Below are 26,903 nucleotides of genomic sequence, written 5' to 3'. Positions count from 1 at the left end.
CTCCCGAAAGCTACGCTTGCGCCGCGGGCTGGCGGTGGTCGCGCTCGCGCCACTGAGCCACGTCGGCCGCGAAGTCGCCCGACCACTCGACGATGCCGTCGAGCAGCAGATCGCCCTGCGCGTACGCCTGCTGCAGTGCCTCGATCTGCGCCTCATCGATGCCGTGGCGCTGCATGCCGATCGAGTTCAGGCCGCGAATGCGCGCCGGCGAGCCGAAGGCCTTCACATACGGGGGCAGATCGCGGGCGAGGGGAGTGCCCATGCCCACCATGCAACCCGCGCCGACGAACACCCGCTGGTGAATCGATGCGTTCATGCCGATGTTGACGCGTGCTCCGATGACGCAGTGGCCGCCGATGCTGACCCCCGCGCTCACGGTGCTGCCGGCCCCGAGCAGCACGTCGTGCGCGAGGTAGGCGCGGTTCAGCACCCAGGCGCCCGCGCCGACGGTGGTCGCGCGGTAGCTGCCCTGATGGATGACGGCGCCCTCGCGGATCACCGCGCCAGCTTCGATGCGCACACCCGCATGGGCGAGGTCGCCCGACCAGGCGGCGTTCTGGGGCTGGTCGGTCATCTCGGGCGGTGCGCCGATCTGGGCGCCCGCGCCGATGAATACGTCGTCGCCGATGGTGCACGGGCCCAGCACGATCGCGCCCGGGCCGATCGAGACGCGTGCGCCGAGCTCGACGCCCGGCCCGACGAATGCCGCCGGGCTGATCAGACCATCACTCACCGGAACCGCCGAGGTGCACGGTCGCACCGGTCTTCGCCGATTCGATCGACGCCTCGCAGACGCGCAGCACCTCGAGGCCCTGCTGCAGGCTGACTGCCTCGGTCGCCTTGCCCAGGATGCGATCGCGGAAGGCCTCGTGCTCGGCTTTCAGCGGTTCGCGCTTCTCGATCGCGAAGCGGGTCATCGTGCCCTCGCTCACGCCGCGGAAGTTATGCAGCGCCTCCCACTCGGTGTCGAAGGTGCCGTTCTCGAAGAAGGTGAGATCGACATTCAATGTGTCGGCGACGAAGGCGCCGCGCTCGCCAGTGACGAGCGTCATGCGCTCCTTGAACGGGGTCAGCCAGTTCACCAGGTGGTTCGTGATGATGCCGTTCTCGAGCTTCGCCGAGATCGTCACCATGTCTTCGTGGTCGCGGCCGCTCTTGAACGCGGTCTGCGCGGCGACATCGGCGTACGCCGACTTCGCGAGCCACGAGGTCAGATCGATGTCGTGGCTGCCCAGATCCTTGATGACGCCCACGTCGGCGATGCGGCCGGGGAACGGGCCCTGGCGGCGGGTGTGGATCTGGTACACCTGGCCGAGCTCGCCGTTCTCGAGGCGCTTGCGCAGCTCGACGAGCGCCGGGTTGAAGCGCTCGATGTGCCCGACTGCGCCGATCAGGCCGCGCGAATCGAACGCTTCGACGAGGCGCCGGCCCGCATCGATCGACTCGGCGATGGGCTTCTCGATGAGCGCGTGCACGCCCGCCTCCGCGAGCTCGAGGCCGACGGCCTCGTGGAACTGCGTGGGCACGGCGACCACGGCCGCATCGATGCCGTGCTCGACGAGCTGCGCGACGCTCTCGAAGCGGGGCAGCGACCCCGCGACGCCGTGCGGGTCGCCCATCGCGTCGGCGACGGCGACCAGTTCGACCCCTTCTACTTCGCGCGCCACACGTGCGTGGTGGCGCCCCATCATGCCGAGCCCGATGACGCCCATTCTGATGGTCATAGTGCGAAGAACCTCCGAAGTAGTCTCTGCGCCCGCAGGGTTGCGGGGCAATGCATGAGAAGAATTCTACCGCCCGCGGTGCTCCGGCTCCGCAGGAGGGCGCTGGCCTACGATTGACGCGTGTTCACCCTCACCTATTCGGAGGTCGGCGCGACCGCGGGCGATCTGCCCGCAGGCTTCCACCATGTGCGCGCCGAACGCGTCATCGGGCACGGGCGCGAGGCGTTCGAGCGTGCCGGCGCAGACCTCTTCGCAGGGGAAGTGCAGCGGCGCGCGGGCGCCGAGGTGCAGCTGTCGCAGGCGCCGCTGCGCCTCGGGAGCCGCGTGGAGATGCGCCTGCGTTTCGGTCCGCTGAAGTTCACGGCGCCGTGCCTTGTCGTATGGGCGGAGCGGAGCGCCGAACTCTGCGGATTCGCCTACGGCACCCTGCAGGGGCACCCGGAACGCGGCGAGGAGCGCTTCGAACTCCGGCTCGACGCGTCGGGCGACGTCGTGTTCCGCATCACCGCGTTCTCGCAGCCGGCGCGCTGGTACACGCGCCTCGGCGGGCCGATCGCCCGCCTCGTGCAGGCGCGCATGACCCGCCGCTATCTCGCCGTGCTCGGCGAACCGATGCGCGGCGCAGGCGCGTAGAAGGCTGAACGGCGTCCTACCGGCCCTCGTCCTGCCGCTCCGAGAGCCGCGCCTCCATGAGCGCGACCGACCGGGCAAGCTCGGTCACTCGGGCATCCTGGCGGGCCCGAGTGCGCACCGAGATCAGCGCGAATACGAGCGACGCCAGTACGAACACGTAGAGCAGCAGGTCGGCGCCGCGGCCGATGCCGAACAGATTCGCCACCCAGGTGAGCAGCTGCGGGAAGAGGATCGCGAGCACCGCGCACACCGCGAAGAGGATCGCGAGCATGCGCTTCACCGCGAGCGAGCGATCGCCCGACAGCAGGCGCAACGCGAAGATCGCACCGATGGCGATGACGGCGATGAGCAGCAGCTGGAAAACAGTCATGGCGTCCCCCTTACCGGATGACCAGCTCGATGAGGATGTTGATCGAATTCAAGAGTGACTGGCCCTTGCTGCGCGAGTAGTCGGTGTACAGCACCTCGACCGGCTGCTCGGCGTACGGCAGACCCGTGCGGCCCAGCTGCATCACGATCTCGGTGCCGTGCGCCATGCGATCCTGACGCAGCTTCACCTGGCGCAGCGCATCCTCGCGAATCACGCGCAGGCCGTTGTGCGCGTCGGTGAGCTTCGTCTTCGTCGTCCAGTTCGTCGCGACCACCGCGGTCTTCAGCACGATGCGCTTCAAGAGCCCGGGCTTCGTGCGGTCGTCGAGGAAGCGCGAACCGAACACGATCGACAGGTCTTCGGCACGGGCCCGCGCGACCATCGCCTCGGCGTCGACGACGCGGTGCTGGCCATCGGCATCGAACGTGACCACGAACCGCGCGTCGTGCTCGACGGCGTACTCGAAACCCGTCTGCAGCGCCGCTCCCTGGCCGAGGTTGATCGGATGCGACACCACGCGGGCGCCCGCGGCGCGCGCCACAGCCCCCGAACCGTCGCGCGAACCGTCGTCGATGCAGACGACATTCGGGAAGACCGGCAGCAGACCCGCGATGACTTCAGCGATGACCGTCGCCTCGTTGTAGAGCGGAATGACCACCCAAACATCGCGATTGTCGGCGCTGGCAGCGGGGTGCTCGGCCGGATTGAAGCTCATACGACTATTCTGGCAGACGGACGAATCGAAAGAAGGTCACCTCCATGGTCGAGTTCATTCCCGCGGCGAAGCCGATTATTGGCGACGAAGAACGCGCCGCCGTTGACCGGGTGCTGCGATCCGGGATGATCGCACAGGGCCCCGAGGTCGCCGCTTTCGAACGCGAGTTCGCCGAGCACTTCGTGAACGGACGCGAAACCGCCGCCGTGAACTCGGGTACGAGCGGCCAGCACCTCGGCCTGCTCGCCGCGGGCGTCGGCGCGGGCGACGAGGTCATCGTGCCGTCGTTCACCTTTGCGGCCACCGCGAACTCGGTCGCCCTCACCGGCGCGACGCCGGTGTTCGTCGACATCGAGCCCGACTACTTCACCATCGCCCCCGACGCCGTGCGCGCCGCGATCACGCCGCGCACCAAGGGCATCATGGGCGTGCACCTCTACGGCCACCCCTACCTCGTCGACGAGATCGACGCCATCGCCCAGGAGCACGGCCTCGCCATCTACGAGGATGCCGCGCAGGCGCACGGCGCCTCGTGGAACGGTCGCCCCGTCGGCACCTACGGCGACTTCGCCATGTTCAGCCTCTACCCGACCAAGAACATGACCTCGGGCGAGGGCGGCATGGTCACCTGCGGCAGCGCCGAGATCGCCCGCAACGTGCGCGTGCTGCGCAACCAGGGCATGGAGAAGCAGTACGAGAACGAGGTCATCGGCTTCAACGCGCGCATGACCGACATCCACGCCGCCATCGGCCGCGTGCAACTCACCAAGGTCGACGCGTGGACCGCGCAGCGCCAGGCCAACGCCGCCGCGCTCACCGCAGGCCTCGCAGGCCTCGCCGGCGTGCAGACGCCGAAGGTCGCCGAGGGCGCCGTGCACGTCTACCACCAGTACACGATCCGCGTCGACGCCGGCGAGCGCGACCGCATCCGCCAGGCACTGAACGACGAGCATCAGATCGGCTCGGGCGTCTACTACCCGATCCCGAACCACCGCCTGCCCTCGCTCACCCGCTTCGCCCCGGGCCTCGATCTGCCCGAGACCGAGAAGGCTGCAGCCGAGGTGCTTTCGCTGCCGGTGCACCCGTCGCTGACCGATGGCGACATCGAGCGCATCGTGTCGGCGATGACCGCCGTGCTCGGCGCGGGCGCGTAACGCCGACCTGCGGGCCTCATGAAGGAGATCTGGAGAACTCTTCGCGAACTGCTGCCGATCATGCCGGCAGGCGCACGCCGGTACTTCATCGGCTATGTGATCGCCACTACCGCGATCACCGCGCTCGACGCGGTCGCCATGGGCCTCCTGGCCATCGTGATCGGCCCGGCGCTGTCGGGCGGCACGTTCACGGTGCCGCTGCTCGGCGAGCTCGGCCAGGACTCGGTGCCGCTGCTCGCGGGCACCGCGATCGGCCTCGTCATTCTGAAGTCGGTGCTCGCGGTGACGCTGCACTGGTTCGCGACCCGCCGCTTCGCGCGCTACGAGCAGGAGATCGGCGACCGCCTCTTCCACGCCTACATCAACTCGAGCTGGGAGCAGCGCTCGAAGCGCACCGTCGCCGAGGTCACCCGCATCGCCGATCAGGGCATCGCCATGTCGATGCAGAACTTCGTGCTGCCCATCGCCCGCGTACCGAGCCTCTTCTTCACCTTCGTGGCGGTGCTCGGCGTGCTCGTCTTCGCCGACCCCGTCACCTCGCTCGTCGCCCTCGTATACCTCGGCCTCGTCGCCTACCTGGTGCACGCGGTCGTCACGAAGCGGGCGCTCGTCGCCGGCCAGGTGGGCCTCGATTACACCTACCGTGTCGCGAACCTCATGACCGAGATGATCGAGGCGCTCAAGGAGCTCAGCCTGCGCGGTCGGCTGGGCGAGGTCGCGGGCCTCGTCAGCAAGAACCGCACCCACGCCGTGCGCGCGCGGGCGAACATCTCCTTCCTGAGCGTCGTGCCCGGCTTCGCCTTCGAGGCGGCCCTCATCGGCGGTGTCGTGCTCATCGGTGTCAGCTCGTTCGTCGTGAACGGCAACATGACGGCCGCGCTCGCTTCGGTCGCGCTGTTCGCAGCAACGGGCTTCCGCATGATCCCCGCCCTGACGGGCATGCAGGCCGCGCTCGTGCAGGCCGGCCAGGGCGTCGCCACCACCCGCGACGTCATCACCGACCTCACCTCGGCCGAGCACGACCTGCTCACCTCGCAGGTGCCCGACGACACCGCCCGGCTCGACGAGCGGCCGCAGCACCTGCGGTTCACCGACGTGAACTTCCGGTACCCCGGCTCGCCCGACGACGTGATCCGCGGTCTCGATCTCGACATCCCGCTCGGCAGCTCCCTCGGCATCGTCGGCCCCTCGGGCGCCGGCAAGTCGACGCTCATCGACCTGATTCTCGGCCTCAGCCAGCCCGGCAGCGGCTCGATCGACATCGACGCCGACCCGCTGCGCACGGTGCTGCAGCAGTGGCGCGGCCGCGTCGGCTACGTGCCGCAGCGCGTCGCGCTCTTCGACGGCACCATCGCCCAGAACGTCGCGCTCACCTGGTCCGATGACATCGACCGGGAACGCGTGCAGTACGCCCTCGAACGCGCGCAGCTCGCCACGCTCGTCGCCGGCCGGGAGCACGGCATCGACGAGCGCATCGGCGAACGCGGCGTCTCGCTCTCGGGCGGGCAGCAGCAGCGCCTCGGCATCGCCCGCGCGCTCTACACGAACCCGCTCGTGCTCGTGCTCGACGAGGCGACCAGCTCGCTCGACACGAAGACGGAAGACGAGGTGACGAAGGCGATCAAGGAGCTGCAGGGTCAGACGACCCTCATCTCGGTCGCGCACCGCCTGTCGACCATCAAGGACTACGACAAGATCTGCTACCTCGACGGCGGCCGCATTGCCGCGCAGGGCACCTTTGCCGAGGTCGCCGCGGGCCACTCGGCGTTCGGCGAACAGGTGCTGCTCGCCGGGCTCGCCGGCGAGCTCGGCACTGGCCGCGCGGCCGGTGAACCGGGCCCGAACGAGAGGTAGCGCGCACCCATGGATCGGAACCGGCTTCCCGGCTGGGCGAACAAGGTCATCGACGGCATCGCCGATGCGCCGATGAGCCCGCTCGGCCGCCTCGCCGCGCGCCGCCTCGGTCGCCCCGAGCCGCGCGGAAGCGTGGGGGTCACCGAGTTCGACCTCCGCGTGCCGACCCGGCTGCTCATCGCGCCCGTGAACTATGCGGCGCAGGGGCGGGCCTGGGCCGAGTCGCTCGAGCGCTCGAGCGATCGCATCTCGGCGCGCAACATGGCGGTCACCATGCCGGGCGGCTTCGCCTTCGAATCGGACCTGCTCGTGCCGACCGGTACGTACCACAACGACGCCGACTGGCAGCAGCGCCAGTTCGACGCCGTCGCCGAGAACGCCACCCACGTGCTCATCGAGGCCGAGGAGCCGCCGTTCGGGCGCCTCATGGGCCGATCGGTCGAACGCCAGGCCGAGGCGCTGCTCGAGCGCGGCGTCGACGTCGCCTATCTCGCTCACGGCACCGATGCGCGGCTGCCGTCGCGGCACCGCGACCAGAGCGAGTGGTCGTACTACCGCGACGAGTCGGTCTACCTGCCGCGCCTCGAAGACGTCGCCGCGCGCAACATAGAGCTGCTGCAGGCGAGCGCCCGCAAGCTCTTCGTCTCGACCCCCGATCTGCTGCTCGACGTGCCGCAGGCCGCCTGGTGCCCCGTCTCCGTCGACACGGCGCGCTGGGCCGCGACCGAGCGGCCGCCCCGCGACCCGGCCGCCCCGCTGCGGGTCGTGCACGCGCCGTCGAACCCGGTGCTCAAGGGCACTCCGCTCATCATGCCGACGCTCGAGAAGCTCGCCGCCGAAGGCGTCATCGAGTTCCGGGTGCTGCAGGGCATCGCGTCGGCCGAGATGCCCGCGGTGTTCGCCGAGACCGATGTGCTGCTCGACCAGTTCCGCCTCGGCTCGTACGGCGTCGCCGCCTGCGAATCGATGGCCGCCGGCTGCGCCGTCGTCGGGCAGGTTTCGGCGCAGGTGCGCGAAGCGGTCGCCGCAGCGAGCGGCCGCGAGCTGCCGATCGTCGAGGCGAACCCCGACACCCTCGAGACCGTGCTGCGCGGGCTCGCGGCCGACGCCGAGTTCGACGCGTTGAGCCGCACTGGCGTCGAGTTCGTGAGCGAAGTGCACGACGGGCGGATGGCCGCCGGCGTGCTGCGCGAGCACTGGCTCGACTGACCCGGCCGTCGATTACGGGTTTTCACTGAAGGGCGCCGCGGGTGCTCGTGTGCGACTCTACTCTGGGTCGACACGACCCCTCGGCCTCGACCCTCGGAGCAGATGAACCCTCAGACACCGCGCGCGCGGCCGCGCAAGGAGCGGCGAACGCATGCGCTCGGGGCCGACTACTCGCCTCCGCCGTTCAAGACCCTCGTGATCACCGCATCGCTCGTCGTGCTCATGCTGTATGCGCTCGTGGTGACGCTGCACGCGACCGGCGGCACCCGGGGCGACGCCGAGAAGTATGCGGTGTCGGAGAAACAGATCGAGCTCATGATCACGCCGAGCGAAGTGGACGCAGCGGGAGATCGCCTGATCGCCGATCTGAGCTTTCGCGAGGGCGGGCTCATGACGGCCATCGACGGCCTGTCGGTGATGACCGACCTCGAGGTGTACATGACCTCCGAGCACAGCGGGCAGGAGCTGAGCTTCGAGGCGAACCGCCCCATCGCCCCGACGAAGGTCTCGCTCAACACGACCGGTTCGATCGAGCTATGGCCGTTCGACCGGCACGAGGCGCAGACCATGGTCGACGTCTACCGGCCCTCCCCGAATCCCGGGGCGCCGGTGGGCGCCGACGACGCCGAGCTCGCCGCGTACGAGCAGTCGCTGCCGGCCGTGCTCACACTCGGCGACCACGACGTGCCCGGGTGGAGCATCTCGCTGCGCTCCGACCCCGAGCTGGCGTTCACCGACCCCGACAGCGGTGCGGTGGTGCAGACCTACCTGATCGAGGCGCAGCGGGAGCCCGCGACGATCGTCTTCGGCATCGTGCTGCTCGGGCTGATGGTCATGCTGCCCGTGCTCGGGCTGACCGTCGCTATTCAGTGCCTGCGCGGCAAGCTCCGTGCCGAACCGGCCTTCTTCACCTGGAACGCCGGCATGCTCTTCGCGACCCCGACGCTGCGCAACTTCTTGCCCGGGCAGCCGCCGGTCGGGTCGTGGGTCGACTACCTCGTGGTGCTCTGGGTCATCGCGGGCCTCATTCTCGCACTGTTGTTCAGCGTGGTCGCCTGGTACCGCCAGCGCACGGCGGAGCCCGAGCCGCAGGCCGCGGCTCCGCCACAACCGCAGACGCTGGTCGAGCCGGCCGGGCGCTGAGTGAGCAACCGCCCGGCTGACCCGGGTCGGGAGCTAGACGAACATCGTCTGCAGTTCTGAGGCGCCGACCGAGACCGCGGTGAACCCGCCGGCCAGCTGCAGCAGGCGGGGCTTCACGGCATCGACGGCCCTGCCGGCAGCCGAACGCTCGGCCACGGGGCGCGGGCGCGCGGTGCGCTGGGCGAGGAACCCGGCGAGCAGCGTGCGGAACGGGGCCTGGCTGTGCAGTGCGAGCAACGGCTGCGAGCTGATCAGGGCCGTGGGGCGGTTGTAGTGAGCCGTGGCGTCGACGAGCTGCCGCACGCGTGCGTACGACGGGCGGGCGGCCGTGATCTCATCGACGAGCGCCCGGTGCGACATCGACAGCCAGCCGAGCACGCCCGGCGAGAGGGCCTTCAGCTCTTCGGCGACGGCAGCGAGGTCGGGCTCGCTCGCCCAGAACTGCTGCTCGTTCTGCGTGCGTGCGCGCACGGCGTCGAGGAAATGCATGCGGATGAGCTTGAGCACGATCGAGCGGCGCATGTCGGCGGGCGCCTGCGCGAACCATTCGAGGCGCTCGACCTCGCGCAAGAACCCGAAGTCGAGCATGACCTCGCGCGGTTCGGCGGTGACCCGGTCCTCGGCATCCTCATTCAGCACGTAGGCGGGGCCGTGCAGATCGTACGCGAGCTTCTGCGCGGTGAAGAACACCGAGAGCGAGTAGGGAATGTCCTCGCCCGAAGGAAGCCCCTCGGCGAGTCGCAGCTGCCCGAAGCGCTCCCGGCTGAGCAGACCGACCGGGGTGCTGCGGTAGGCCAGACGATCGCGCACGGCGTCGAGGCCCTCGAATCGGCGGCCGCCGCGCACCGGGGGATAGGGGTCGGTTCTGCCGTGGTCGATGATGCGGGCAAGCACCGCTTCGGCGCCCGTTCGACGCTGCATCGCGAGCCACGAGTCGATCGCCCCGGGTTCGAGTTCGTCGTCCGAGCCGATCAGAGAGATGAAGGGCGCCGTCGAGCTGGCGAAGCCGAAGTTCATCGGCCCGGCGGGCGACGGGATGCCGTCGCGCAGCTCGAGCACCTCGACTCTGGGGTCGGCGGCGTACGCGCCGAGGTTGGCGCGGATGATGCCGGATTCGATGTTGTGCGCGACGACGATGACGCGCACGGGGGCCGCAGTGTGGTCGATCACTGAACCCACAGCTCGTGCAATGGGCCGTGTGCTCGTATGCACAGCGATCGTCACGTCAACTCGTGGTGCGCTCATGCACCCGGAGTGTAGGCGAACGCTGAGTGCCGCATCGGGCGAGGCCGGCCGAAGAGGCCCGCAACGGCATGAACTCGCGGAACACCACTAGGTGCAAGCTCGTACGCCGCGGCGCCGCACCGGGCCCGGAAACTACAGTCTTGCGGGGCACATTCGAAATCGAGAGAAGTGGTGAGACGAGACGCATGTCTGCAATGAAGAAGATCGCGATCTGGGTACTGGTGGCGATTCTCATCGTCGGCGCGGGGGAGGTCGCGCTGCGCATCATCATCCCGAAGCAGATCGCCGAGGCGATGCGCTCGCAGTTCCACCTCGACGCCGCCCACCCGGTCGAGGTGAGCACGAAGGGCATCGCGCTCGTCTCCGCAGTGCAGGGGCGCATCCCCGACACCCGCATCCACGTGCCCGAGCTGCCCGTCGGCGAGGGCATCGTGCCCGACGTCGTGCTGCACGCGCACTCGGCGCCCTTCGACCCGTCGAAGGGCGAGATCGAGCAGGGATCGATGCAGCTCACCTTCCCCGCCGACGAGATGGGCACGATCCTCGGGCTCATGGCCGGCGACGCCTGGCAGTCGGCGACCATCGAGAACGGCGAGATCCTCGTCGACTCGAGCTTCGACGTCGGCGGCATGCAGATTCCGATCTCGGCGGCCATCGCCATCACGCCCGGCGACGCGAACGAGCTGCAGATCTCGCCCGAACTGCGCGAGAACCCCGATTCCCCGGTATCGCTCGACGAGCTGCTCGCGATGGGCGGCGCCGAGCTCGCCCAGCCGAGCACGGTCTGCATGCGGGATTCTCTGCCGCAGGGCTTCACGATCACCGGCGTCGAAGTCACCGCCGACGGCGGGTTGCTCGTCACGGTCGACCTCGCGCCGACCATCCTGTCCGACCCGGCGGAGATGCGCGCCGGCACCTGCGACTAGGAGCACCTACGGGTAAGTTCGTAGTGTGTCAATGGGGTTGACATTGCCTGCTGTAATGTTTGATTGTTCTGCGCCTGCGACCCGTCGTGGCGCCCGACCGCGCCCTGGGAGCCCGAGACTTCATGACTCTGCCGTCGTATCCGCTGGATTTTTCGCTCCACTCCTACGAGGAGACCCTGAAGGCCTATCGAAAGGCCGGCTACGAGGCCACGCACTTCGCGGGCTTTCTCGACGACCCGCGTGAGAAGCATCTGATCCTGCGCCACGACATCGACAACGATCTGGAGCTCGCGGCCCGCGTCGCGCGGCTCGAAGCGCGCGTCGGCTGCACCGCCTCGTACTTCCTGCGCGTGCACGCCCGCGGGTACAACCTGCTGAGCCTGCCGTCGCTGCGCACCATCCGCGAGCTCGAAGCCCTCGGGCACGAGGTTCAGCTGCACCTCGAAGGCGGGCTGTGCGATGTGGTCGGCGGCGACAACCTCGAATGGGCCGAGCGGCAGCGCAGCGTCTTCGAAGCCGCGGTCGGCCGGCAGCTCACCGGATTCAGCTCGCACGAGCCCGCACGCATGGGCGGGGTGGAGTTCGCCGACTCGCTGCTCGCCCGCTGGTCTCCGACCGTGCGCTACCACGCCTATGAGAGCCGCTTCATGATGCCCACGATGAAGTACCTGAGCGACTCCAGCGGCCGCTGGCGCGAAGGCCACTTCGGCGACTGGGTGGGGCGCGAACCCATCATGCAGATTCTGACCCACCCGTTCTGGTGGTTCGAGAACGTACCCGCTGAGAACTACTGAACCCTAGAGCGTGTCTGTTGAATAGTTCAGCCAGGCAGTGACTCCGTTTGAATCGCCCTGGGTTTCGTTCCTATCGGGAGGCTTGCCCGGCAAGGGCAAGGGAGGGTGATTCCTGGCCAGCGTAATACGCCTGCTCGACCTCGACTGGGGTGCGGTAGCCGAGCTCACCATGGAGGCGGGAGTTGTTCCACCACCACACGTACTCGAGCGTCGCGAGCTCGACCTGCTCGACCGTCCGCCACGGACCCCGCCGACGGATCAGCTCGGCCTTGTAGAGACTGTTCACTGCCTCCGCGAGGGCATTGTCATACGAGTCGCCGACGGTCCCGGTCGAGGGCTTCGCGCCGAGTTCCGCGTTCCGATCGGTATAGACGATGGAGAGGTAGTTCGAGCCGTGACCGGCGTGATGAACGAGCTCGTCCAGCGGCCGTCAGCGGTGAACGCGGCCATGTTCAACGCCTGCAACGGCAACACGTCCGCCTTCAGCGTCGAGGCAACGTTCCAGCCCACGATCCGACGGCTGAACACGTCGATCACGAACGCCGTATACGCGAAGCCCTGCCACGGGGCGGATTCCAGTGGTCGTTGCAACACTCGGAGTTTGGAGTGGGAATGGCAGAGCAGAAGTACAGTCACGAGCAGAAACAGGCAGTGCTCGCGGCTGTCGATCGAGGGGCAACAATTCGCGCTGCCGCAATAGCTGTCGGGGTGTCACCTCATACCGGCTATCGGTGGGTGAAACAGGCAGGATTATCGACCTCGCGAAGCTCGCCGAGGAAATATTCAGACGAGGAGAAAGCCCGCTTCGTGGCGCGGCTTGCCCAGGTGCGGAACGTATCGAAAGTGTCACGCGAGCTCGGCATCAATCGGGTGACAGGGTATGCGTGGGCGCATCGCGCCGGTATCTTCACCAGTGACGATGCGAACGAACGGAAAGCCGAGTTTCTGCGCCTGCGCGCAGATGGCGTCCTTCGTGCTGACGCGGCCAGGCAGCTTGGTATCGAACAGCGCCAGGCGATGGACTGGGACCGCGGGATCAGGTCATTCGCAAAAGGACGGATCTACCCGGACGGCAGGGTCGTGCTGTATAACCAAGACGAGATACTTGCCAATGTGAGACGACCAAGAACCACGTGGGCACAAGGCGAGCACATCCGGTTAGGCCGGGTAGAGCAAGTCATCAGTGCCAGGTATTTGAGCCTGCGAGAACGTGAGCACATTAAAGACCTCTCCGCGCAAGGGCTCTCGATTCGGAAGATCGCATCACACCTCGGGCGGGCCCCTTCAACGATCAGCAGAGAGCTGCAACGCAATACGACCGGGCGGGGGCACTATCTGCCCCATACCGCGCATCGGCTTTCGGTGAAACGAAGGTTCCGGCCGAAAGCAGTGAAGCTCGCGGCCCCCGGACCGTTGCGGGACTATGTTGCTGCGAAACTTGAAAAGCGGTGGTCGCCTGAGCAGATCGCCCACCGTCTACGGAAAGACCACCCCGACGAGATGGAGATGCGGGTGTGTGCTGAAACGATCAACCAAGCAATATATGTGCATGCCAAAGGTGAATTGAAACGTGAGCTTGCCGCTTCGCTTCGGCGCGGTCGCAAACGACGCAAGCCACGCAAGATTTCCGAGCAGCGCACCCCGAGATTCGTGGACGAGATGGTGCCCATTTCCCAACGGCCAAGCGATGTCGATGATCGTGTGCTCCCGGGACATTGGGAGGGTGATCTGATCGCGGGTACGCAAAACCGTTCAGCAGTCGCGACGCTCGTAGAGCGGAACACGAGATACGTCGTACTGGGGCATTTGCCTGGCGATCATGGGGCTGAGTCTGTACGAGAGAGCCTCGTGCGTGCTCTTCACCCATTGCCTGAGCAGTTGCGTCGCTCTTTGACGTGGGATCAAGGCGCTGAGATGGCTGAGCACAAAGCGTTCACTGTCGCCACTGAAATGGATGTGTACTTCTGTGATCCGGGCTCTCCTTGGCAGCGAGGCACGAACGAGAACACGAACGGGCTGTTGCGTCAGTACCTCCCCAAAGGGGCTGATCTTCGCCAGTTCACATTGGAGCAGCTTGCCATGATTGCGGAGGAGTTGAACGGGCGCCCCCGAAAGTCGTTGGGCTGGGACACTCCGGCAGAGCGGATAGCTGCTTTACTGGAACCTGCATAAGTATCAACTGTTGCGACGACCACTGGAATCCGCCACGTCGCGACATACGTGATGTCCGCCACCCATAGCTTCCGCGGCGCGGGAGCGGTGAAGTCGCGCTGAACGAGGTCTTTCGGCTTCGCCTGCTCCGGATCGGGTTTCGTCGTGAACGCCCGACGGGCTTTCGAGACCCCGCGGACGCCGGCCAGGCGCATGAGCCTCGAGGTCTGGTCGCGGCCGACGTCCCATCCTTGCCGGCGCAGCAAGGCATGCATTTTCCGGACGCCGTAGACGCCGTAGTTCTCGCCGTGAAGCCGCACGATCTCTGGGACGAGCAACTCGTCACGCAACTGCCTGGCTGACTTCGGGCGGGCTTTCGCGGCGCGATAACCGCGGGAGGTGAAGAACCCTCGCACCGCGCCTGGAGGACGCAGCAGATGAGCTCGACCCCGAAACGCTGCCGGTTCTCGTCGATGAACCGGATCATTTCGTCGAGGGGTGGTCGAGCTCCTTCGCGAAAAAGATGCTCGCAGCTTTGAGGATCTCATTCGCCTTTCTCAGCTCCGCGACTTCGCGGCGCAGCCGGGCGTTCTCGGCTTCGACGTCGCTGGGCACGCCGGGCCGTTCACCGGCGTCAACCTCGCGGCGGCGATGCCAGACGCGCAGGGTCTCGGCGCTCATGCCGAGGAGCGCTGCGACATGCCGGACGGCCGTCATGAGGTTCGGGTGCTCGGGCTTCGCCTCGTCGAGCATCCGGAGCGCGCGTTCGCGCATCTCGGGCGAGTACTTCTGATTCATCGTGTTCCATCCTTGCTTGAAGAACGGAACGAAACCCAGGGCGAATCACCACCTCGACTACGGAGGTCTCTCCTACGTCAACAACGATCCGGGTCAGTACACCTAGGCCGCGAGCAGTGACCGGGCGAGCTCGACCGGACGCGTGAACAGCGCCTCGTGGCTGCCCGGCGTCTCGGTCACCGGCACCTCGCCGAGGCGCTGCGGGAATCGGGGCAGATACCCCCACTCGCCGGGAGGCAGTGACAGATCGGCGTCAGAGGCGACATAGCTCACGGGAACGCCCAGTGCAGCCCAGTCGAGCGCTGCCACCGGTTCGGTGAGGTACTGCATGGGCTGCGGGGTCAAGAGTCCATGGGCGAGCCGCTGCGCCTTCTCGTCGGCATCCTGCATGAAGGCCGATGAGAAGATCTCGAGCGGCAGCGCGATGCTGTTGTTGCCCGACGCCGCCGCGAGCCCGGTGAACGCCTCGACGTAGGAGGGCGGCACCTCCTCGAGCAGTGGGACCCCGTCATTCGGTACGAAGGCGCTCCAATAGACGAGCTTCTCCAGCCGCGACGCGAGCCGGGGTGCGGCCCCGGTCATGGGGTACCCACCCCAGCTGTGGCCGACGAGCGTGACGTTCTGCAGATCAGCGCCCTCGACGAGATCCACGAGATAGTCGATGACGTCGGTGAGGCTGTGCGATCGCGGGTCGTCGCCGTCGGCGAGACCAGGGAGGGTCGGGGCAATGACCCGATGGCCTGAACGGCGCAGTTCTTCTGCAACCGGGCGCCAGGCCCAGCCGCCGTGCCATGCGCCGTGAATAAGGATAAAAGTTCTGGTCATGAGCTGATCCACTCCTTCTTCGTTGAAGCCGTGTCTTAACCCGAGAATAGCGTCGCTCCGAAGCTCCTGGACATGAACTTCTTCATGCCAGAAGTAACATTGCAGGTGGTCAGCGCCCGCCGGTCGCGATGACGACGTCCGCGACATAGCGCGCGACCGACTGCAGCGAGTGATGCTCGGCGGCCCAATGGCCGAGCGCCTCGCGCTCTGCAGCGGACGCAGGATCGTCCACGAGCTGCGCCATCGCCGCCGCGACCGCATTCGCGTCGTAGGCGCAGGCTTCGCCCGCGCGCACGTGCTCGTTCGCATGCTCGAGCAGGTCGATCGTCGGGCCGGGGCCGGTGAAGAGCACCGGGCAGCCGACGTTCAGCGACGAGAAGGCCTTCGAAGCGTACGAGTACTCGTACACCGTGTCCGGTTTGATCGAGGCGAGGCTGGCCGCGGCGCTCGCGAGGTGCGGCACCAGTTCGCTCGGCGGCACCGGGTCGATGTAGTCGACGCTGTCGGTGATGCCGAGCTCGTGCGCCCGCGCCTGCAGTTTCGGCCGTTCGACGCCGTTACCGATGAAGCGCAGTCGGTGCCCCGGATGGGTGTCCAGGAAGCGGGCGAAGCCGTCGATGAAGATATCGGCGCCGTGGTACGGGGAGTAGCTGCCGGCGTAGACGAAGACCGGTTCGCGCTCGCGGACCGCGACGGGGAACTCGTCGACATCTGCGCCGAACCCGGTCACCGTCACCGCGCGCTTGGCGCCGAGCTCGCGTACGCGCCGCACCACGCCCTCCGAGACCGTCACGATGTGCGAAGCCCCGCGAAGCGCGAAGCGCTCGACTGCGCGCAGTGCGCGGATCACCCAGCCCGGCACCTCCTCGAGCTGTGCGGCATCGGACCAGATATCGGCGGCATCGTAGACGTACGGGATGCGGCGGAGGGCGCAGACCATGCGTACGACCGCGCCGGTCGTCGGCGGCGGTTCGACCAGCACGACGTGCGGCTTCGGCAGTACGAGCAGACGGAAGGCGAGCGGGATATCGAAGCTCATGTACCCGGCGTAGCCGCGCACGTACCCCGACTTGTCGCGCAGCACCGGCCTGGTGCGCACGCGCTCCCCGCGCGACTGCGGCTGCATTCCGGGCGGTGGCGTCGCGGTGAGCACATCGACCTCGTGCCCCTCGGCGAGGAGCGCGTCGACGACGGCGCCGAGGAACAGCGAGGCCGCAGCCGGTTCGGGGCGGTAGATGCGGGAAACGACTGCGATGCGCAAGATACTCCTGAGGACGATGCTGAAGGGGCCGGGCGCCGGGGACGGGCTACGCCCGCTCGACCCCCATGACGCCGGCGCCGTGCGTCTTCAGATGAGTGTATGCCTCCTCGTAGGTTTCGGCCTCCGGCACATCGTGCAGGCCGAACTTCGCCTGCACGAGCCCTACGAGACCGCGGCCGGGAGGGCTCAGCGGCTTGTCCTTGTGCTCGTGCGCGGGGTGCGGCGGCGCCTCCTGCGGGTTCTCGGGCAGCCACTGGGGCGAGGTCTCCGGCCAATCCTCGGGATGGCGCGGCTGTTCCAGATTCACCACCAGCGAGAGGCTGTTCGCGCTCTCGTCCCGCCGCGACAGCGGCTTGAGGCCGTGCTGCTCGCTGAGCGTTTTGATCACCGAGCCGTGATGCATCACGTCGTTCACGATCGTATTTCGGGCCGTGTAGGCCGAGACGGCGATCGCGGGAACGCGGCATCCGAGGCGCTCGAAGGTGAAGCCCATCTCGCCCGGCGCGGCATCCCCGTGCGGCGCGACGGTCGCGGGCGGCGGCACGTGGTCGTAGGTGCCGCCGTGCTCGTCGAAGGTGATCAGCAGCATGGTGTTCACCGCATTCGACCCCTCGTCCGACGCCGAATTCTTGATCGCCGAGTAGATGTTGTGGATCAGGGCCTCGCCCGCGCGCACATCGGAGACGGCGCTGTCGATGACGTCCATGCCCTCGAGGCTCGACTCCTTCAGCTTGCCGAAGGGCGGGTGGAAGTCGTTGTGGTTGAACGCCATGCGCGGCTCGACGAACGAGTAGGCGGGCAGATCGCCGTTCTCGACATCGATGTAGAACTGGTCCATGGTCGCGAAATGATCCGACTTCCAGAACTTCTCGAGCACCGGCGCGTGCAGCACGCCCGTGAACGCGAGCAGCTGCAGTTCGTCGTAGTAGATGCGCCAGTCCACACCCGCATCGTCGAGGCGGTTGAAGATCGTGGGCGACTGCTCGGAGTCGATCCACTTCTGGTACCCGCCGCCGTGCTTATTGGTGACGAAGCCGTGGGAGGTCGAGGAATGGAAGAACGAGCGGTTGCAGAAGGTCTGCGAGGGCACGGCGCAGAACCAGTGATCGAAGACCGCGAACTCCTGCGCGAGGGTCGAGAGCACGGGCAGCATGTCGGGTGAGAAGCTGCCCATGATGGTGTTCAGCTCGTCGGACGGCGGCTCGACGCCCTTCTGCAGACGCCGGTAGTTGATGTAGTAATCCTGCACGAACCCCGAATTGTCGGGCTGCAGCCCAGGCGCCGGGCTGTTGAACGGGTGCTCCATGTGCTCGACCCACAGCTCGGAGTTGCCGGCGGGAGCGACGGTGCCGAAGAGCTGCGTGTTGACGTGCGGAAACTCTTCGCCCGGGTCGGGGCTCGGCTGGCCCATGATGTCGTCGGTACTGCCCTCGTAGACGTGGGCGCTGTAAACCGTGCCGTCGGGGCCGGTGTTGCTGTAGTCGCCGAACGCGAGCCCCTCGAAGCTCTTGCCCTCGGGCAGCGTGTCGGGCGTGTAGAGGTAGCCGAGCAGATTGTCGAACGACCGGTTCTCGCCCATGACGACGACGAGATGGTCGAAGCCCGGGGTCTTGCGGGGCGAGAGGTTGGCGAAGTTGTCCGTGCCGGCCTGGAAGCCCGCACGATAGCCCGCCGCAGCACCGGCGGCCGCGCCGCCTCCCGCGAATACCGCACCCGCGGCGGCGACCCCGCCCCACTTCAGGAGGTTGCGCCGTGTCGGTTCGGGTGCGCCGGCTTCTTTGCTCACAGAGGGTCCTTTCTTGGCGGCGATGCAGCGGGTCGGCGGCCACGAGGCCGTGCCGTGCCCGAGCGTTACGTTAGCAGCGTGCCCCTGCGTTCGACGGTGGAAGCAGAGCGTCTCCGGCCGAGCGGCGAAACCTCGCCAGGGATCAGGCGCCTACGTGGTTTCCCGTGCCGGATCGGCGCCCGCCGCGCCGACGCCTCCCGGGCGGAGGGCTCGCAGCACGCGCGGTCCGAGCCAGCCGTGCAGAATGATGCTTCCGAGCACCGTGATCACCGTCACGTAGATGGCGGCGTTCGCGTCATCGTCGTTCAAGGCGTTGAAGGCGAGCAGCCCGAAGACGATGCTCGAAGTGCCGCGGGGGCCGATGAACCCGAGGGTGGTGCGTTCGCGGAGCGAGACCCGGCTCCCGAGGAAGGCGATGTAGACCGGCACCATGCGCAGCACCGTGAGCGCGAGAACGGCGAAGAGAATCCATGGCCAACCGGCCGGAGTGGTGAAGACCAGCGCCGTGACCGAGCCGACGATGAACCACATGAACAGCGACGCCACGGCGCCGAGATCATCGACGAGGGCGAGCTCGGCGTGCGGCACGTCGTGGTCGTCGCCGCGACCCCGGGTGCGCAGCAGCTTGTAGGCGATCCCTGCCAGGAACGCGGCGACGAAGCCGTTGCCGTTCAGTGCGACCGTGCACTCGTAGGTGACGAACGGCACGAGCAGCATGGCGACGCGCACGCCGTGCGCATCGACCCAATCGCGTGCGAGGGCGAGGCGGACGGCGGCTCCCATGAATCCGCCGACGCCGACGCCGACGAGCACCGCGAAACCGGCGGCGGGAAGGGCATGGCCGAGCGCCTCGGCGGGAGTGAGCGCCTCGCCATCGTTCGCGGCGCCCAGCAGCAGCAGCGCGAAGGCGAAGATGGGCGAGAATATGCCATCGTTGTAGCCGCTCTCCACGGCGAGGCCGTGCCGAAGCCTGCGGGGCACCAGCCGGTCGCGCATCATTTCGGGAGAGGGGGCGAAATCGACCGGCAGCACGATGCAGGCGAGCACCAGCACCAGCGCGATCGACGAGGTGCTGAACAAGGGCAGGTCGAACAGCGGGATGGCGACGGCCCCGGTGAGGATCAGCGATAGCGGCAGGGCGACGACGAGGAGGCGGGTGACCACCGAGCGCTCTCCGGCGAGGAAGCCGCCGCGCACCTCGGTCGCGTCGACGAAGAGGAGCACCGCCAGGATGAGCTCGACGATGTGCTCGGCGAGATCTGTGTTCAGATGCTCGCTGATCTCATCGCGCAGGAAGAGGCCCGCGATCGTGCCGCACAGCACCATCGCCACGGCTCCCGAGATATGCCAGCGCCGCAGCCGTTTGCTGACGACCGTCCACAGCAGGATCGCAATCGTATTGCATACGAGGAGGGTGGCCATGTCGCGTCCTCTCCATGAACTGCCATGCCGGGCCGTGTGCGCCCGGGTCTGGCTGACCAGAGCGAACCCGACCAGACTATATCGCCGTGCCGCGGAGGCCGCTGCCGCGGAGGCTCGAGCCCTCGCCTCTGCGTAGTTTCACGTAGGGGCTCGGCGACGGTGCTGAAAAGCCCGGGAGGGAAGAATCTCAATGGTCTGCACCATTCGCAGCAGCTGCTCGCACCTCATGCCGCACGGGTCGCTATGCGGGCGATGACCGGCATAGCCGCCGTGGTAGACAGTTTGCAGGGAATGCGCGGGTATTCCACGGATCTAGCAGGCGCGAAGGGGTGAAGACGCAGTGATGTCGCCGAAAGTTGCCATCAGGCTCGCCGGGTTCACGCGACGCGACGCGACGTGCATGCGCTACGTCGCCGACGCCCTGACACCCGCGCAGCTGGCGGGACGGAGCATGCTGCCGGAGATCCTGCCATTCGTGCCCGCCATGAGCGACAGCGTCGTGCCCCGCGACAGTACGCCCGCCGCCCGCCGCCTGCTGCTGCGCGCGGCATTCGACGTCACCGGCCGGCCGGAGATCGTGCTCGCCGCCTCCGCAGTCGACGCATCGGTGCTGCTGCTCGGGCCGCTGAAGCAGGAGCTCAAGATCATCGATGGGCTGCTGCGCTTCGCGGACGAACGCGTACGTTCACGGGTCGTGCACGAGGCGAGCCCGTTCGAACGCAGAGAGGCCTATGTCGAACTCGCGCGCGCGGCGAGGCGCTCGGGGTGCCGCGAGGCCGCACTGCTCTACACGGCCCGCTCGAGCGACCTCGGCCGACAGCGCCCGCTGGTGCAGTCCATTCTGCAAGAGGCTCAGTCGCAGCTCGAACGGGGATACACGCGCAATGCCTACGCGCTGGCGCACAGCGTGATCGACTCCACGCGCGACGCCCAGGCCCAAGCGCTGTCGATCTGCGGAAGAGCGGCATTCTGGCACGGCTGCTTCGATGAGGCCCGCGAGTTGCTCGGCCGCGCCGACGACCATCGCGATCTCGTCGAACTGAGCCACCGGATCGAACAGGGCCCCGCGCCGCACCCCGACAACCGCAAACGCGGCGTCGAGGTCGCCGAGTGGCTCGGCGAAGTCGCCGAGGCGCACGCCGACAAGCAGGCCATGGACGGCATCGGCACGCTCACGGAGCTGTGGTACTCGGAACAGTTCGACGAGTGCGACAGCTACGGCGCTCAGCTGCTGCTGACGATGTCCGCCCTGGGCAGAAGCAACGGGTGGACGACCCAGGGCCACCGCCTCACGCCGCTCGCCGATGCGCAGATGTGCGCGCTCAAGTCCGGAGTCCAGATACAGGCGGGGAAGCTGGAAAGCGCGGCTCAGACCATCTCCGAGGACATGCCGCGGATGCCGCTCGAGCACGCCGCGGCGGGCGTGATCCCGAAATTCATGCGTTTGCTCGCGGAAGCCGGCGTGCCGGTCGATCTCGCGCTGGCAGAGCGCTTCGAAGCGCTCCTCGGGGCCCAACCGGAGAAGCACGTCGCGTTCGGCCCGGTTGCGGGTGAACGCTTCGCGGCGGCCGCGCAGGCGCTCGCCCAGAAGGCCGTCGAACGGGCCGACTCGTGCAACGAGCAACAGGCGGTGCCGGCGCTCACCCCGCGGCAGCAGGCCGTGCTGGGGCTCGTGCTCCGTGGAATGACGAACCGCGAGATCGGCGAGGTCCTGCGCATCAGCGAGCGCACCGTCGAGGTGCACGTCGCGGCGCTTCTGCGCAAGGCCGGCGTGACGTCGCGCAGCCGGCTGATCGCGCTCCTCATGCAGACCGGAGAGTGAGTCTCTTCGTCGTGCGAGGTCAGCCGCGTCGGGTGATCAGCGCGCCGGCGAGCAGCGTGCGGAACGGCGCCTGCGCGTGGAACCAGCGCAACGGGCTGCGCGTCAGCAGCACCGCGGGCGACGTGTAGCGGCTGCGGGCCGCGATCATCGCACGCACGGACACCGCATCGAGCTCGGTGTCCGAGCCCAGCGCATCGAGCACGCGGCGGTCCGCGAGCGACAGCAGCCCCGGCGCCGACGGCGACAAGCGCGTGAGCCGCGCGAGCACCGCACGGAACGGGGCACGGTTCTCGCGCAGCTGCTCATCCGAGTTCGCCCGCAGCAGGAGCGCATCGAACACGTGCATTCTGATGAGCTTCACGACAACGGCCTCGCGCACCCGGGCCGGGGCCTGCGCGAACCACGGCATCGCCTCGAGGTGGTCGAGAAACGCGAAATCCTCGGCCAAGGGGCGCGCCTCGGAGGTGACGCGGTCGCCGGCGTCGCCGTTCACGATGTAGGCGGGGCCTGCGAGGTCGTACGCGAGGCGCGCGCCTGTGAACCACACCGTCAGCGAGTAGGCGAGATCCTCGCCCGACCCGACACCGGTGGTCAGCCGCAGGCCGCCGAAGCGCTCGCGCGACACCATGCCGAGCGGCGCGCTGCGATACGCGAGGCGATCCCTGGCGCCGTCGAGATCGCGCACCCGCCGACCGAGCCGTACGGGAGGGTACGGATCGACCCCGCCGCTCGCGAGCCGGATGCGCGCGAGCACCGCGTCGGCACCCGTCTCGCGTTGCAGCGCCAACCACGAATCGATCGCGCCCGGCGCGAGCTCGTCATCGGAGCCGAGCAGCGCGACGAACGGCGCCTCGGCGCGGGCGAAGCCGAGATTCATAGGGCCGGCGGGGGAATGGATGCCGTCGGCCAGACCGATGAGCCGCAGCCGCGGGTCGTCCGCGAGATCGCCGAGCCGCTCGCGGATGATCTCGGGGTCGATGTTGTGCGCGACCACGGTCACCCGCACCGGGGCCTGCGTGCCGGTGAGCACCGAACCGGCCGCGCGGGCCACCGGGCGCTCCGCCGAGTGCACCGCGATGACGACGTCGACTGCATACTCGTTCACCCTGCCATCTTACGGAAAACACGTACTCCAGGTCGTGCGCGCGCGAGGCAGTAGAGTTGACCGCGGCCCTTTTCCGACGCAGAACCGAGACTATGAACCCGAGAACCGCAGCGATCCTCGCAGAACGCACGCCGCGCCTCGACGTGCTCACCGGGCTGCGCTGGTGGGCCGCATTCATGGTCTTCCTGTACCACATGCGCGTCTTCGCGCCGCTGCCGGGCAAGATCAACCTCCTCTTCAACCAGGGCTACTTCGGTGTCACCTTCTTCTTCGTGCTCTCGGGCTTCGTGCTCACCTGGTCGATGCGGCCGCAGGTGCCGACGAGCACGTTCTACTGGCGCCGCTTCGCCCGCATCTGGCCCGCGCACATGGTCGCGCTGCTCGTCGCCATCCCGGTCTTCTACACCTTCGCGCCGATTCCCGAAGGCAGCTTCCTGAAACCGTTCGACCTCGGCATCCTGCTGCTCTCGGTCGTCGTGCTGCAGGCATGGTGGGCGAACCCCGTCATCCTCTTCTCGGGCAACCCGGCCGCCTGGACCCTCTCGGTCGAGGCGCTCTTCTACGCGATCCACCCGTGGGTGTCGCGCATCCTGCTGCCCCTCACGAAGCGCGGTGCGCTGCTCTTCTCGCTCGCCGCGATCGCGTGGGCCTTCGCCTATCGCCTCGGCATGACGCTCTGGCCCGAATCCTGGCTCGCCGCCGTGCCCGTGCCGGTCACCCGCGTGCCCGAGTTCCTGCTCGGCATGGGGCTCGCCTGGGCCGTGCGCAGCGGCTGGCGCCCGCGCTTGCACCCGTTCGTCGGCGTCGCCGCGATCGGCGCCGCGCTGGTCGTCATCATGGGCTCCGAGTTCTTCAACGGGATCCGCCCGCTCGGCGTGCTCGCGGGCTTCGGCAACGAGATCTTCACGGTCGCCACCGGCCTCGCCATTCTCGTGTTCAGCCTGAACACGCTGCGCGGGCGCCGCTCCATCTTCGAGACCAAGCTGCAGGTGAGGCTCGGCACCTGGTCGTTCGCCTTCTACCTCGTGCACGCCACCGCGATCTACCTCGCCCTGCGCGTCTTCGGCCCGCAGGCCCCCTCGTGGAGCAACATCGGGTGGAACCTCGCGCTGCTCGCCGTCGACATCCTGCTCGCCTGGCTGCTCTACCGCCTCATCGAGCACCCCGTCGAGGGGCGCATGCGCCGCTGGAAGGACGCCCGCGATAAGACCCGCGCCGAGCGGGGTGCCGGGCGCGGCGCAGCTGCCGCCTGAGCCTCGGAAGAGGTGTGCGCTCCCGAAGAGGCGTGGAGCCTGAAGCACCACCCAGGGCATGCCGGTGATGCATGAGGCTCCACACTGGGGGCGCTGTGCCGGCGAGCTGGATGAAATGGCCCGTGTTCGAGGCGCGTGACGGAGATCCGAGCTCCGCACGCGTGTGCCTGAGCCCGGGCTACGCTCGGATCCAGCGCGACGTGAGCGCCCGGGCGCTCGCCTCGCCCGTGTGCATCCGCGCCACGAAGCAGGGGCCGGCCGCCGCGAGCTCGCGCATGCGCGCCGGGTCGGCGATGAGCTCGGCCACCACATCGTGCAGCGTATCGGGCGTCGCCTCGACGATGGGCAGCTCCACGCCCGCATCGCGTTCGACGGTCTCGCGCACCTGCGGCAGCACGTGCCCGACGACGACGCGGCCGGCGGCCATCGCCTCGCACGCCGCGACCCCGTACGAGCCGAGCCGGAACTGGTCGAGCACGATATCGGCGCCCGCGAAGACGCCGGGCATCTCGGCCGACGGCGTCGACCCGATCAGCTCGTATTCGAGCGCGCCGCTCGCGACAAGGGGGGCCATGGCGGGCTCGATGCTGCCGCTGCCTTTCTGCAGGTGGTTGCTGGACGCATGGATGACGCGCGGCCGGCTGCTGCGCGCGGCGGGCAGGAGCGGCGCATCCGTGGCGAAGCGCTCGGCATCGACGACGACCGGGCACCACGTCGCACCGGGCACGTCGATGAGCAGGTCGGGCGTCGAAACGAACACGGGCCGCCCCATGCGCTCGAGCAGGGCAGCGTTCTCGCGGGCGTCGCTCTGCAGGTCGGCGGTGCGCGGGTCTTCGGGGTACGGCGACCACGGGGTCAGCGCCGCATGCCGCTCGGGGTCGCGGATGTCGGTGCCGTGGCAGATGAACGCGACCGAGACGCCCTCGGCTTCGAGCGCCCGCACCTCGGCTTCGAGGTCGCGGCCGAAGCGCTTTCCGAACATAGGCCGCTCGGCCTCGACCAGCACGTGCGTGAACCGCTTCGCGGCCTGCCACTCGGCTTCGGCCCACTCGGCCGACGCGTTCACCGTCGCGATCGATACCGGCGTATCGGCGGGGAAGGCGTAGCCGCCCGGCAGCAGGACGGCGCAGTTGCGGGCCGCGACCGTTTCGCGTTCGCCGTCGACGCTTTCGTTCCCGGCCCCGAACTGCTCCAGGGATCGCGCCCACAGGTAGCCCTGGCCCGAGTAGTTCGTCGGCGCGATGTAGACGCGTACATCGCCTCCGGGCACCTCGGTGTTCGCACTCGCCGCGCCCCCGCCGAGCAGCTTGCCGCTCACGCGCCCGATGAACCCGTCGGGGTTGCGCGCGGCCGACTCCATGAGGCGCCCCATCCAGCGCGGCATGCGCGACTTGTTCTTGACCGCCCAGTCGGCGGCGGATGCGAAGAACTGCTTCATGCTCATGGCTTCCGAGAGTACCGCCTGAGCGCCGGCGCTGACGCGGCCACCCGCAGCAGCACATCGCGCACCTTGCGGCCCGTCGCGAGCATCGAATGCTCCTCGGCCGCCCATTCGGCGACCCGCTGCCGCTCGTCTGCCGGCAGCGGGTGGTCGGCCGCGGCCCGCATCGCCTCCGCGATCGCGTCGGCGTCGTAGACGACCGCGCGCCCGACGGGCAGAGAGCCGGCCGCCTCGTCCATGAAATCGACCGTCGGGCCGACGCCCGCGAAGATGACGGGGCAGCCGCTTGCGAGCGACGAGTACGCCTTCGATGTGAACGCGTAGGCGTATCCGCCATCGGGGTCGAGGGTGGCGAGGCTCGCGACTGCACCGTTCAGCTGCGGGCGCAGCTCGGCCGCAGGGATCGACTCAGTGAATTCGACGCTCGATGCGACGCCGAGACGGGCGGCCTCCGTGCGCATGGCCTCGACGCCGGTGCCGTGGCCGACGAACTTCAGGCGGTACCCGGGGTGCGTCTCGTTGAAGCGGGCGAACGCGTCGATGAGAATGCCGGCACCGTGCAGCTCGGTGAAGGTGCCCGCGTAGAGGAAGAGCTTCTCGAGTGGGCGCTCCTCGTACGAGAAGACCGAGGTGTCGGCGCCGAAGCCGGTCACCGTCATCGGGGTGTCGACCCCGAGCTCGCGCACGCGCCCGACCACGCCCTCCGAGATGGTCGTCATGGCGGCGGCGCCCCGCATCGCGAAGCGCTCGACCCAGCGCAGCGCCCGCACCACGAGCGACGAGTCGGTGGCGTGCCCCGCCGCATCCGACCAGATGTCGGCCGCGTCGTAGACGTACGGTATGCGGCGCAGCGCGCAGATCACCCGCACGACCGCGCCCGTCGTGGGCGGCGGCTCCACGAACACCACCGACGGGCGGCGCACGAAGAGCAGCCGGAACGCGAGCGGCACGTCGAACGACAGGTACTGCAGATAGCCGCGCACGTAGTCGCTCTTGTCGCGCAGCACCGGGAAGGTGCGCACCCGCTCAGAGCTGCTCGGCGATCCCTGGCGAGAACCGCCCGACCGCCCGCGCAGCGAGCGCGGGGGAGTCACCGTCAGCACCTCGATGTCGTGCCCGGCCTCAGCGAGCGCATCGGAGACGCTGCCGAGGAACAGGGAAGCGGCGGCGGGTTCGGGGCGGTAGATGCGGGAGGCGATGGCGAAGCGTTCGACCGAAGTCATGCGTGCGAGTGTACGTGGAAAGACGTAGTGAAAGCTGCGCGGGGGCCTC

General features: G+C 68.3%; 23 protein-coding genes and 3 pseudogenes. 11 read left to right on the top strand and 15 right to left on the bottom strand.

All coding sequences use genetic code 11. The features are described 5' to 3' along the window. Positions 1–10: 10 nt before the first annotated feature. The gene (locus NHL51_RS03480) at positions 11–733 is read right to left on the bottom strand and encodes a DapH/DapD/GlmU-related protein (RefSeq protein WP_434141780.1); all 723 of its coding nucleotides are present in this window, start codon (positions 731–733) and stop codon (positions 11–13) included. Then, positions 726–1,724 (bottom strand): Gfo/Idh/MocA family oxidoreductase, encoded by a 999-nt coding sequence (locus tag NHL51_RS03475; protein ID WP_434141779.1) that lies wholly within the window; start codon positions 1,722–1,724, stop codon positions 726–728. Before NHL51_RS03475 ends, NHL51_RS03480 begins: the two co-directional genes overlap by 8 nt. A 120-nt stretch (positions 1,725–1,844) precedes the next feature. Here NHL51_RS03475 and NHL51_RS03470 point away from each other — a divergent pair, with 120 nt between their 5' ends. Then, positions 1,845–2,357, top strand: coding sequence for a DUF1990 family protein (locus NHL51_RS03470; RefSeq protein ID WP_434141778.1), 513 nt, complete (start codon positions 1,845–1,847; stop codon positions 2,355–2,357). Positions 2,358–2,373: 16 nt separating this feature from the next. On the opposite strand, the gene NHL51_RS03465 is transcribed toward NHL51_RS03470, so the two are convergent. Next, positions 2,374–2,727: a DUF2304 domain-containing protein gene (locus tag NHL51_RS03465; RefSeq protein WP_208046016.1), complete on the bottom strand. Its 354-nt coding sequence runs from the start codon at positions 2,725–2,727 to the stop codon at positions 2,374–2,376. Between the two features lie 10 nt (positions 2,728–2,737). Further along, entirely contained in the window at positions 2,738–3,442 is a 705-nt protein-coding gene (locus NHL51_RS03460) for a glycosyltransferase family 2 protein (RefSeq protein ID WP_434141777.1), read from the bottom strand. A gap of 44 nt (positions 3,443–3,486) precedes the next feature. Between NHL51_RS03460 and NHL51_RS03455 the strand changes: the two genes are divergently transcribed. The 4 genes from NHL51_RS03455 (at position 3,487) to NHL51_RS03440 (ending at position 8,802) form a co-directional block, all read left to right on the top strand. Continuing rightward, positions 3,487–4,596, top strand: a complete 1,110-nt coding sequence (locus NHL51_RS03455; RefSeq protein WP_434141776.1) for a DegT/DnrJ/EryC1/StrS family aminotransferase — start codon at positions 3,487–3,489, stop codon at positions 4,594–4,596. A 60-nt stretch (positions 4,597–4,656) separates the two neighbouring features. Beyond that, a complete protein-coding gene (locus tag NHL51_RS03450) occupies positions 4,657–6,450 on the top strand; it encodes an ABC transporter ATP-binding protein (protein ID WP_434141775.1) in 1,794 nt (597 codons plus the stop codon). Positions 6,451–6,459: 9 nt separating this feature from the next. Continuing rightward, positions 6,460–7,659: a hypothetical protein gene (locus tag NHL51_RS03445; RefSeq protein WP_434141774.1), complete on the top strand. Its 1,200-nt coding sequence runs from the start codon at positions 6,460–6,462 to the stop codon at positions 7,657–7,659. 102 nt (positions 7,660–7,761) lie between these two features. Further along, positions 7,762–8,802: a DUF4436 family protein gene (locus NHL51_RS03440; RefSeq protein ID WP_434141773.1), complete on the top strand. Its 1,041-nt coding sequence runs from the start codon at positions 7,762–7,764 to the stop codon at positions 8,800–8,802. A gap of 33 nt (positions 8,803–8,835) precedes the next feature. On the opposite strand, the gene NHL51_RS03435 is transcribed toward NHL51_RS03440, so the two are convergent. Then, positions 8,836–10,047, bottom strand: coding sequence for a glycosyltransferase (locus tag NHL51_RS03435; protein ID WP_434141772.1), 1,212 nt, complete (start codon positions 10,045–10,047; stop codon positions 8,836–8,838). A 185-nt stretch (positions 10,048–10,232) separates the two neighbouring features. Here NHL51_RS03435 and NHL51_RS03430 point away from each other — a divergent pair, with 185 nt between their 5' ends. After that, positions 10,233–10,973, top strand: coding sequence for an LmeA family phospholipid-binding protein (locus tag NHL51_RS03430; protein ID WP_434141771.1), 741 nt, complete (start codon positions 10,233–10,235; stop codon positions 10,971–10,973). 122 nt (positions 10,974–11,095) lie between these two features. Continuing rightward, entirely contained in the window at positions 11,096–11,767 is a 672-nt protein-coding gene (locus tag NHL51_RS03425; RefSeq protein ID WP_434141770.1) for a GCN5 family acetyltransferase, read from the top strand. A 70-nt stretch (positions 11,768–11,837) separates the two neighbouring features. Here the strand turns inward: NHL51_RS03425 and NHL51_RS03420 are convergent. Then, positions 11,838–12,325, bottom strand: a pseudogene (locus NHL51_RS03420) (integrase core domain-containing protein); the annotation flags it as partial. Between the two features lie 54 nt (positions 12,326–12,379). Here NHL51_RS03420 and NHL51_RS03415 point away from each other — a divergent pair. Continuing rightward, positions 12,380–12,517, top strand: a pseudogene (locus NHL51_RS03415) (transposase); the annotation flags it as partial. Continuing rightward, positions 12,503–13,939, top strand: coding sequence for an IS30 family transposase (locus NHL51_RS03410; protein WP_434142185.1), 1,437 nt, complete (start codon positions 12,503–12,505; stop codon positions 13,937–13,939). The pseudogene NHL51_RS03415 and the gene NHL51_RS03410, both read left to right, overlap by 15 nt. A gap of 164 nt (positions 13,940–14,103) precedes the next feature. Here NHL51_RS03410 and NHL51_RS03405 read toward each other — a convergent pair. The 6 genes and pseudogenes from NHL51_RS03405 to NHL51_RS03380 form a co-directional block, all read right to left on the bottom strand. Continuing rightward, positions 14,104–14,466, bottom strand: a pseudogene (locus NHL51_RS03405) (IS3 family transposase); the annotation flags it as partial. Next, a complete protein-coding gene (locus NHL51_RS03400; protein WP_434141769.1) occupies positions 14,402–14,716 on the bottom strand; it encodes a transposase in 315 nt (104 codons plus the stop codon). The gene NHL51_RS03400 and the pseudogene NHL51_RS03405, both read right to left, overlap by 65 nt. Positions 14,717–14,818: 102 nt before the next feature. Continuing rightward, complete coding sequence (locus NHL51_RS03395) at positions 14,819–15,541, bottom strand: alpha/beta fold hydrolase (protein ID WP_434141768.1); 723 nt, start codon at positions 15,539–15,541, stop codon at positions 14,819–14,821. A 109-nt stretch (positions 15,542–15,650) separates the two neighbouring features. Further along, entirely contained in the window at positions 15,651–16,802 is a 1,152-nt protein-coding gene (locus NHL51_RS03390; protein WP_434141767.1) for a glycosyltransferase, read from the bottom strand. A gap of 46 nt (positions 16,803–16,848) precedes the next feature. Continuing rightward, positions 16,849–18,588: an alkaline phosphatase family protein gene (locus NHL51_RS03385; protein ID WP_434141766.1), complete on the bottom strand. Its 1,740-nt coding sequence runs from the start codon at positions 18,586–18,588 to the stop codon at positions 16,849–16,851. A gap of 150 nt (positions 18,589–18,738) precedes the next feature. Next, positions 18,739–20,010, bottom strand: coding sequence for a cation:proton antiporter domain-containing protein (locus NHL51_RS03380; RefSeq protein WP_434141765.1), 1,272 nt, complete (start codon positions 20,008–20,010; stop codon positions 18,739–18,741). 343 nt (positions 20,011–20,353) lie between these two features. On the opposite strand from NHL51_RS03380, the gene NHL51_RS03375 reads away from it, so the two are divergent. After that, complete coding sequence (locus tag NHL51_RS03375) at positions 20,354–21,832, top strand: helix-turn-helix transcriptional regulator (protein WP_434141764.1); 1,479 nt, start codon at positions 20,354–20,356, stop codon at positions 21,830–21,832. A gap of 19 nt (positions 21,833–21,851) precedes the next feature. On the opposite strand, the gene NHL51_RS03370 is transcribed toward NHL51_RS03375, so the two are convergent. Then, positions 21,852–22,937, bottom strand: coding sequence for a glycosyltransferase (locus tag NHL51_RS03370; RefSeq protein ID WP_434141763.1), 1,086 nt, complete (start codon positions 22,935–22,937; stop codon positions 21,852–21,854). A 92-nt stretch (positions 22,938–23,029) separates the two neighbouring features. Between NHL51_RS03370 and NHL51_RS03365 the strand changes: the two genes are divergently transcribed. Further along, complete coding sequence (locus NHL51_RS03365) at positions 23,030–24,190, top strand: acyltransferase family protein (protein ID WP_434141762.1); 1,161 nt, start codon at positions 23,030–23,032, stop codon at positions 24,188–24,190. Between the two features lie 178 nt (positions 24,191–24,368). Here NHL51_RS03365 and NHL51_RS03360 read toward each other — a convergent pair whose 3' ends face one another. Both NHL51_RS03360 and NHL51_RS03355 read right to left on the bottom strand, forming a co-directional pair. Then, on the bottom strand, positions 24,369–25,634 hold the full coding sequence (locus NHL51_RS03360) for a glycosyltransferase family protein (RefSeq protein WP_434141761.1): 1,266 nt from the start codon (positions 25,632–25,634) through the stop codon (positions 24,369–24,371). Next, on the bottom strand, positions 25,631–26,854 hold the full coding sequence (locus tag NHL51_RS03355) for a glycosyltransferase (RefSeq protein WP_434141760.1): 1,224 nt from the start codon (positions 26,852–26,854) through the stop codon (positions 25,631–25,633). The genes NHL51_RS03360 and NHL51_RS03355 overlap by 4 nt, the downstream gene beginning before the upstream one ends. Between the last annotated feature and the right edge of the window lie 49 nt (positions 26,855–26,903).

This window comes from Leucobacter sp. gxy201 (assembly GCF_051043335.1).
In the GTDB taxonomy this organism is placed as follows: Bacteria; Actinomycetota; Actinomycetes; order Actinomycetales; family Microbacteriaceae; genus Leucobacter.
The sequence above is the reverse complement of the archived record's forward strand: the minus strand, read 5'-3'. Positions and strand labels throughout refer to the sequence as shown.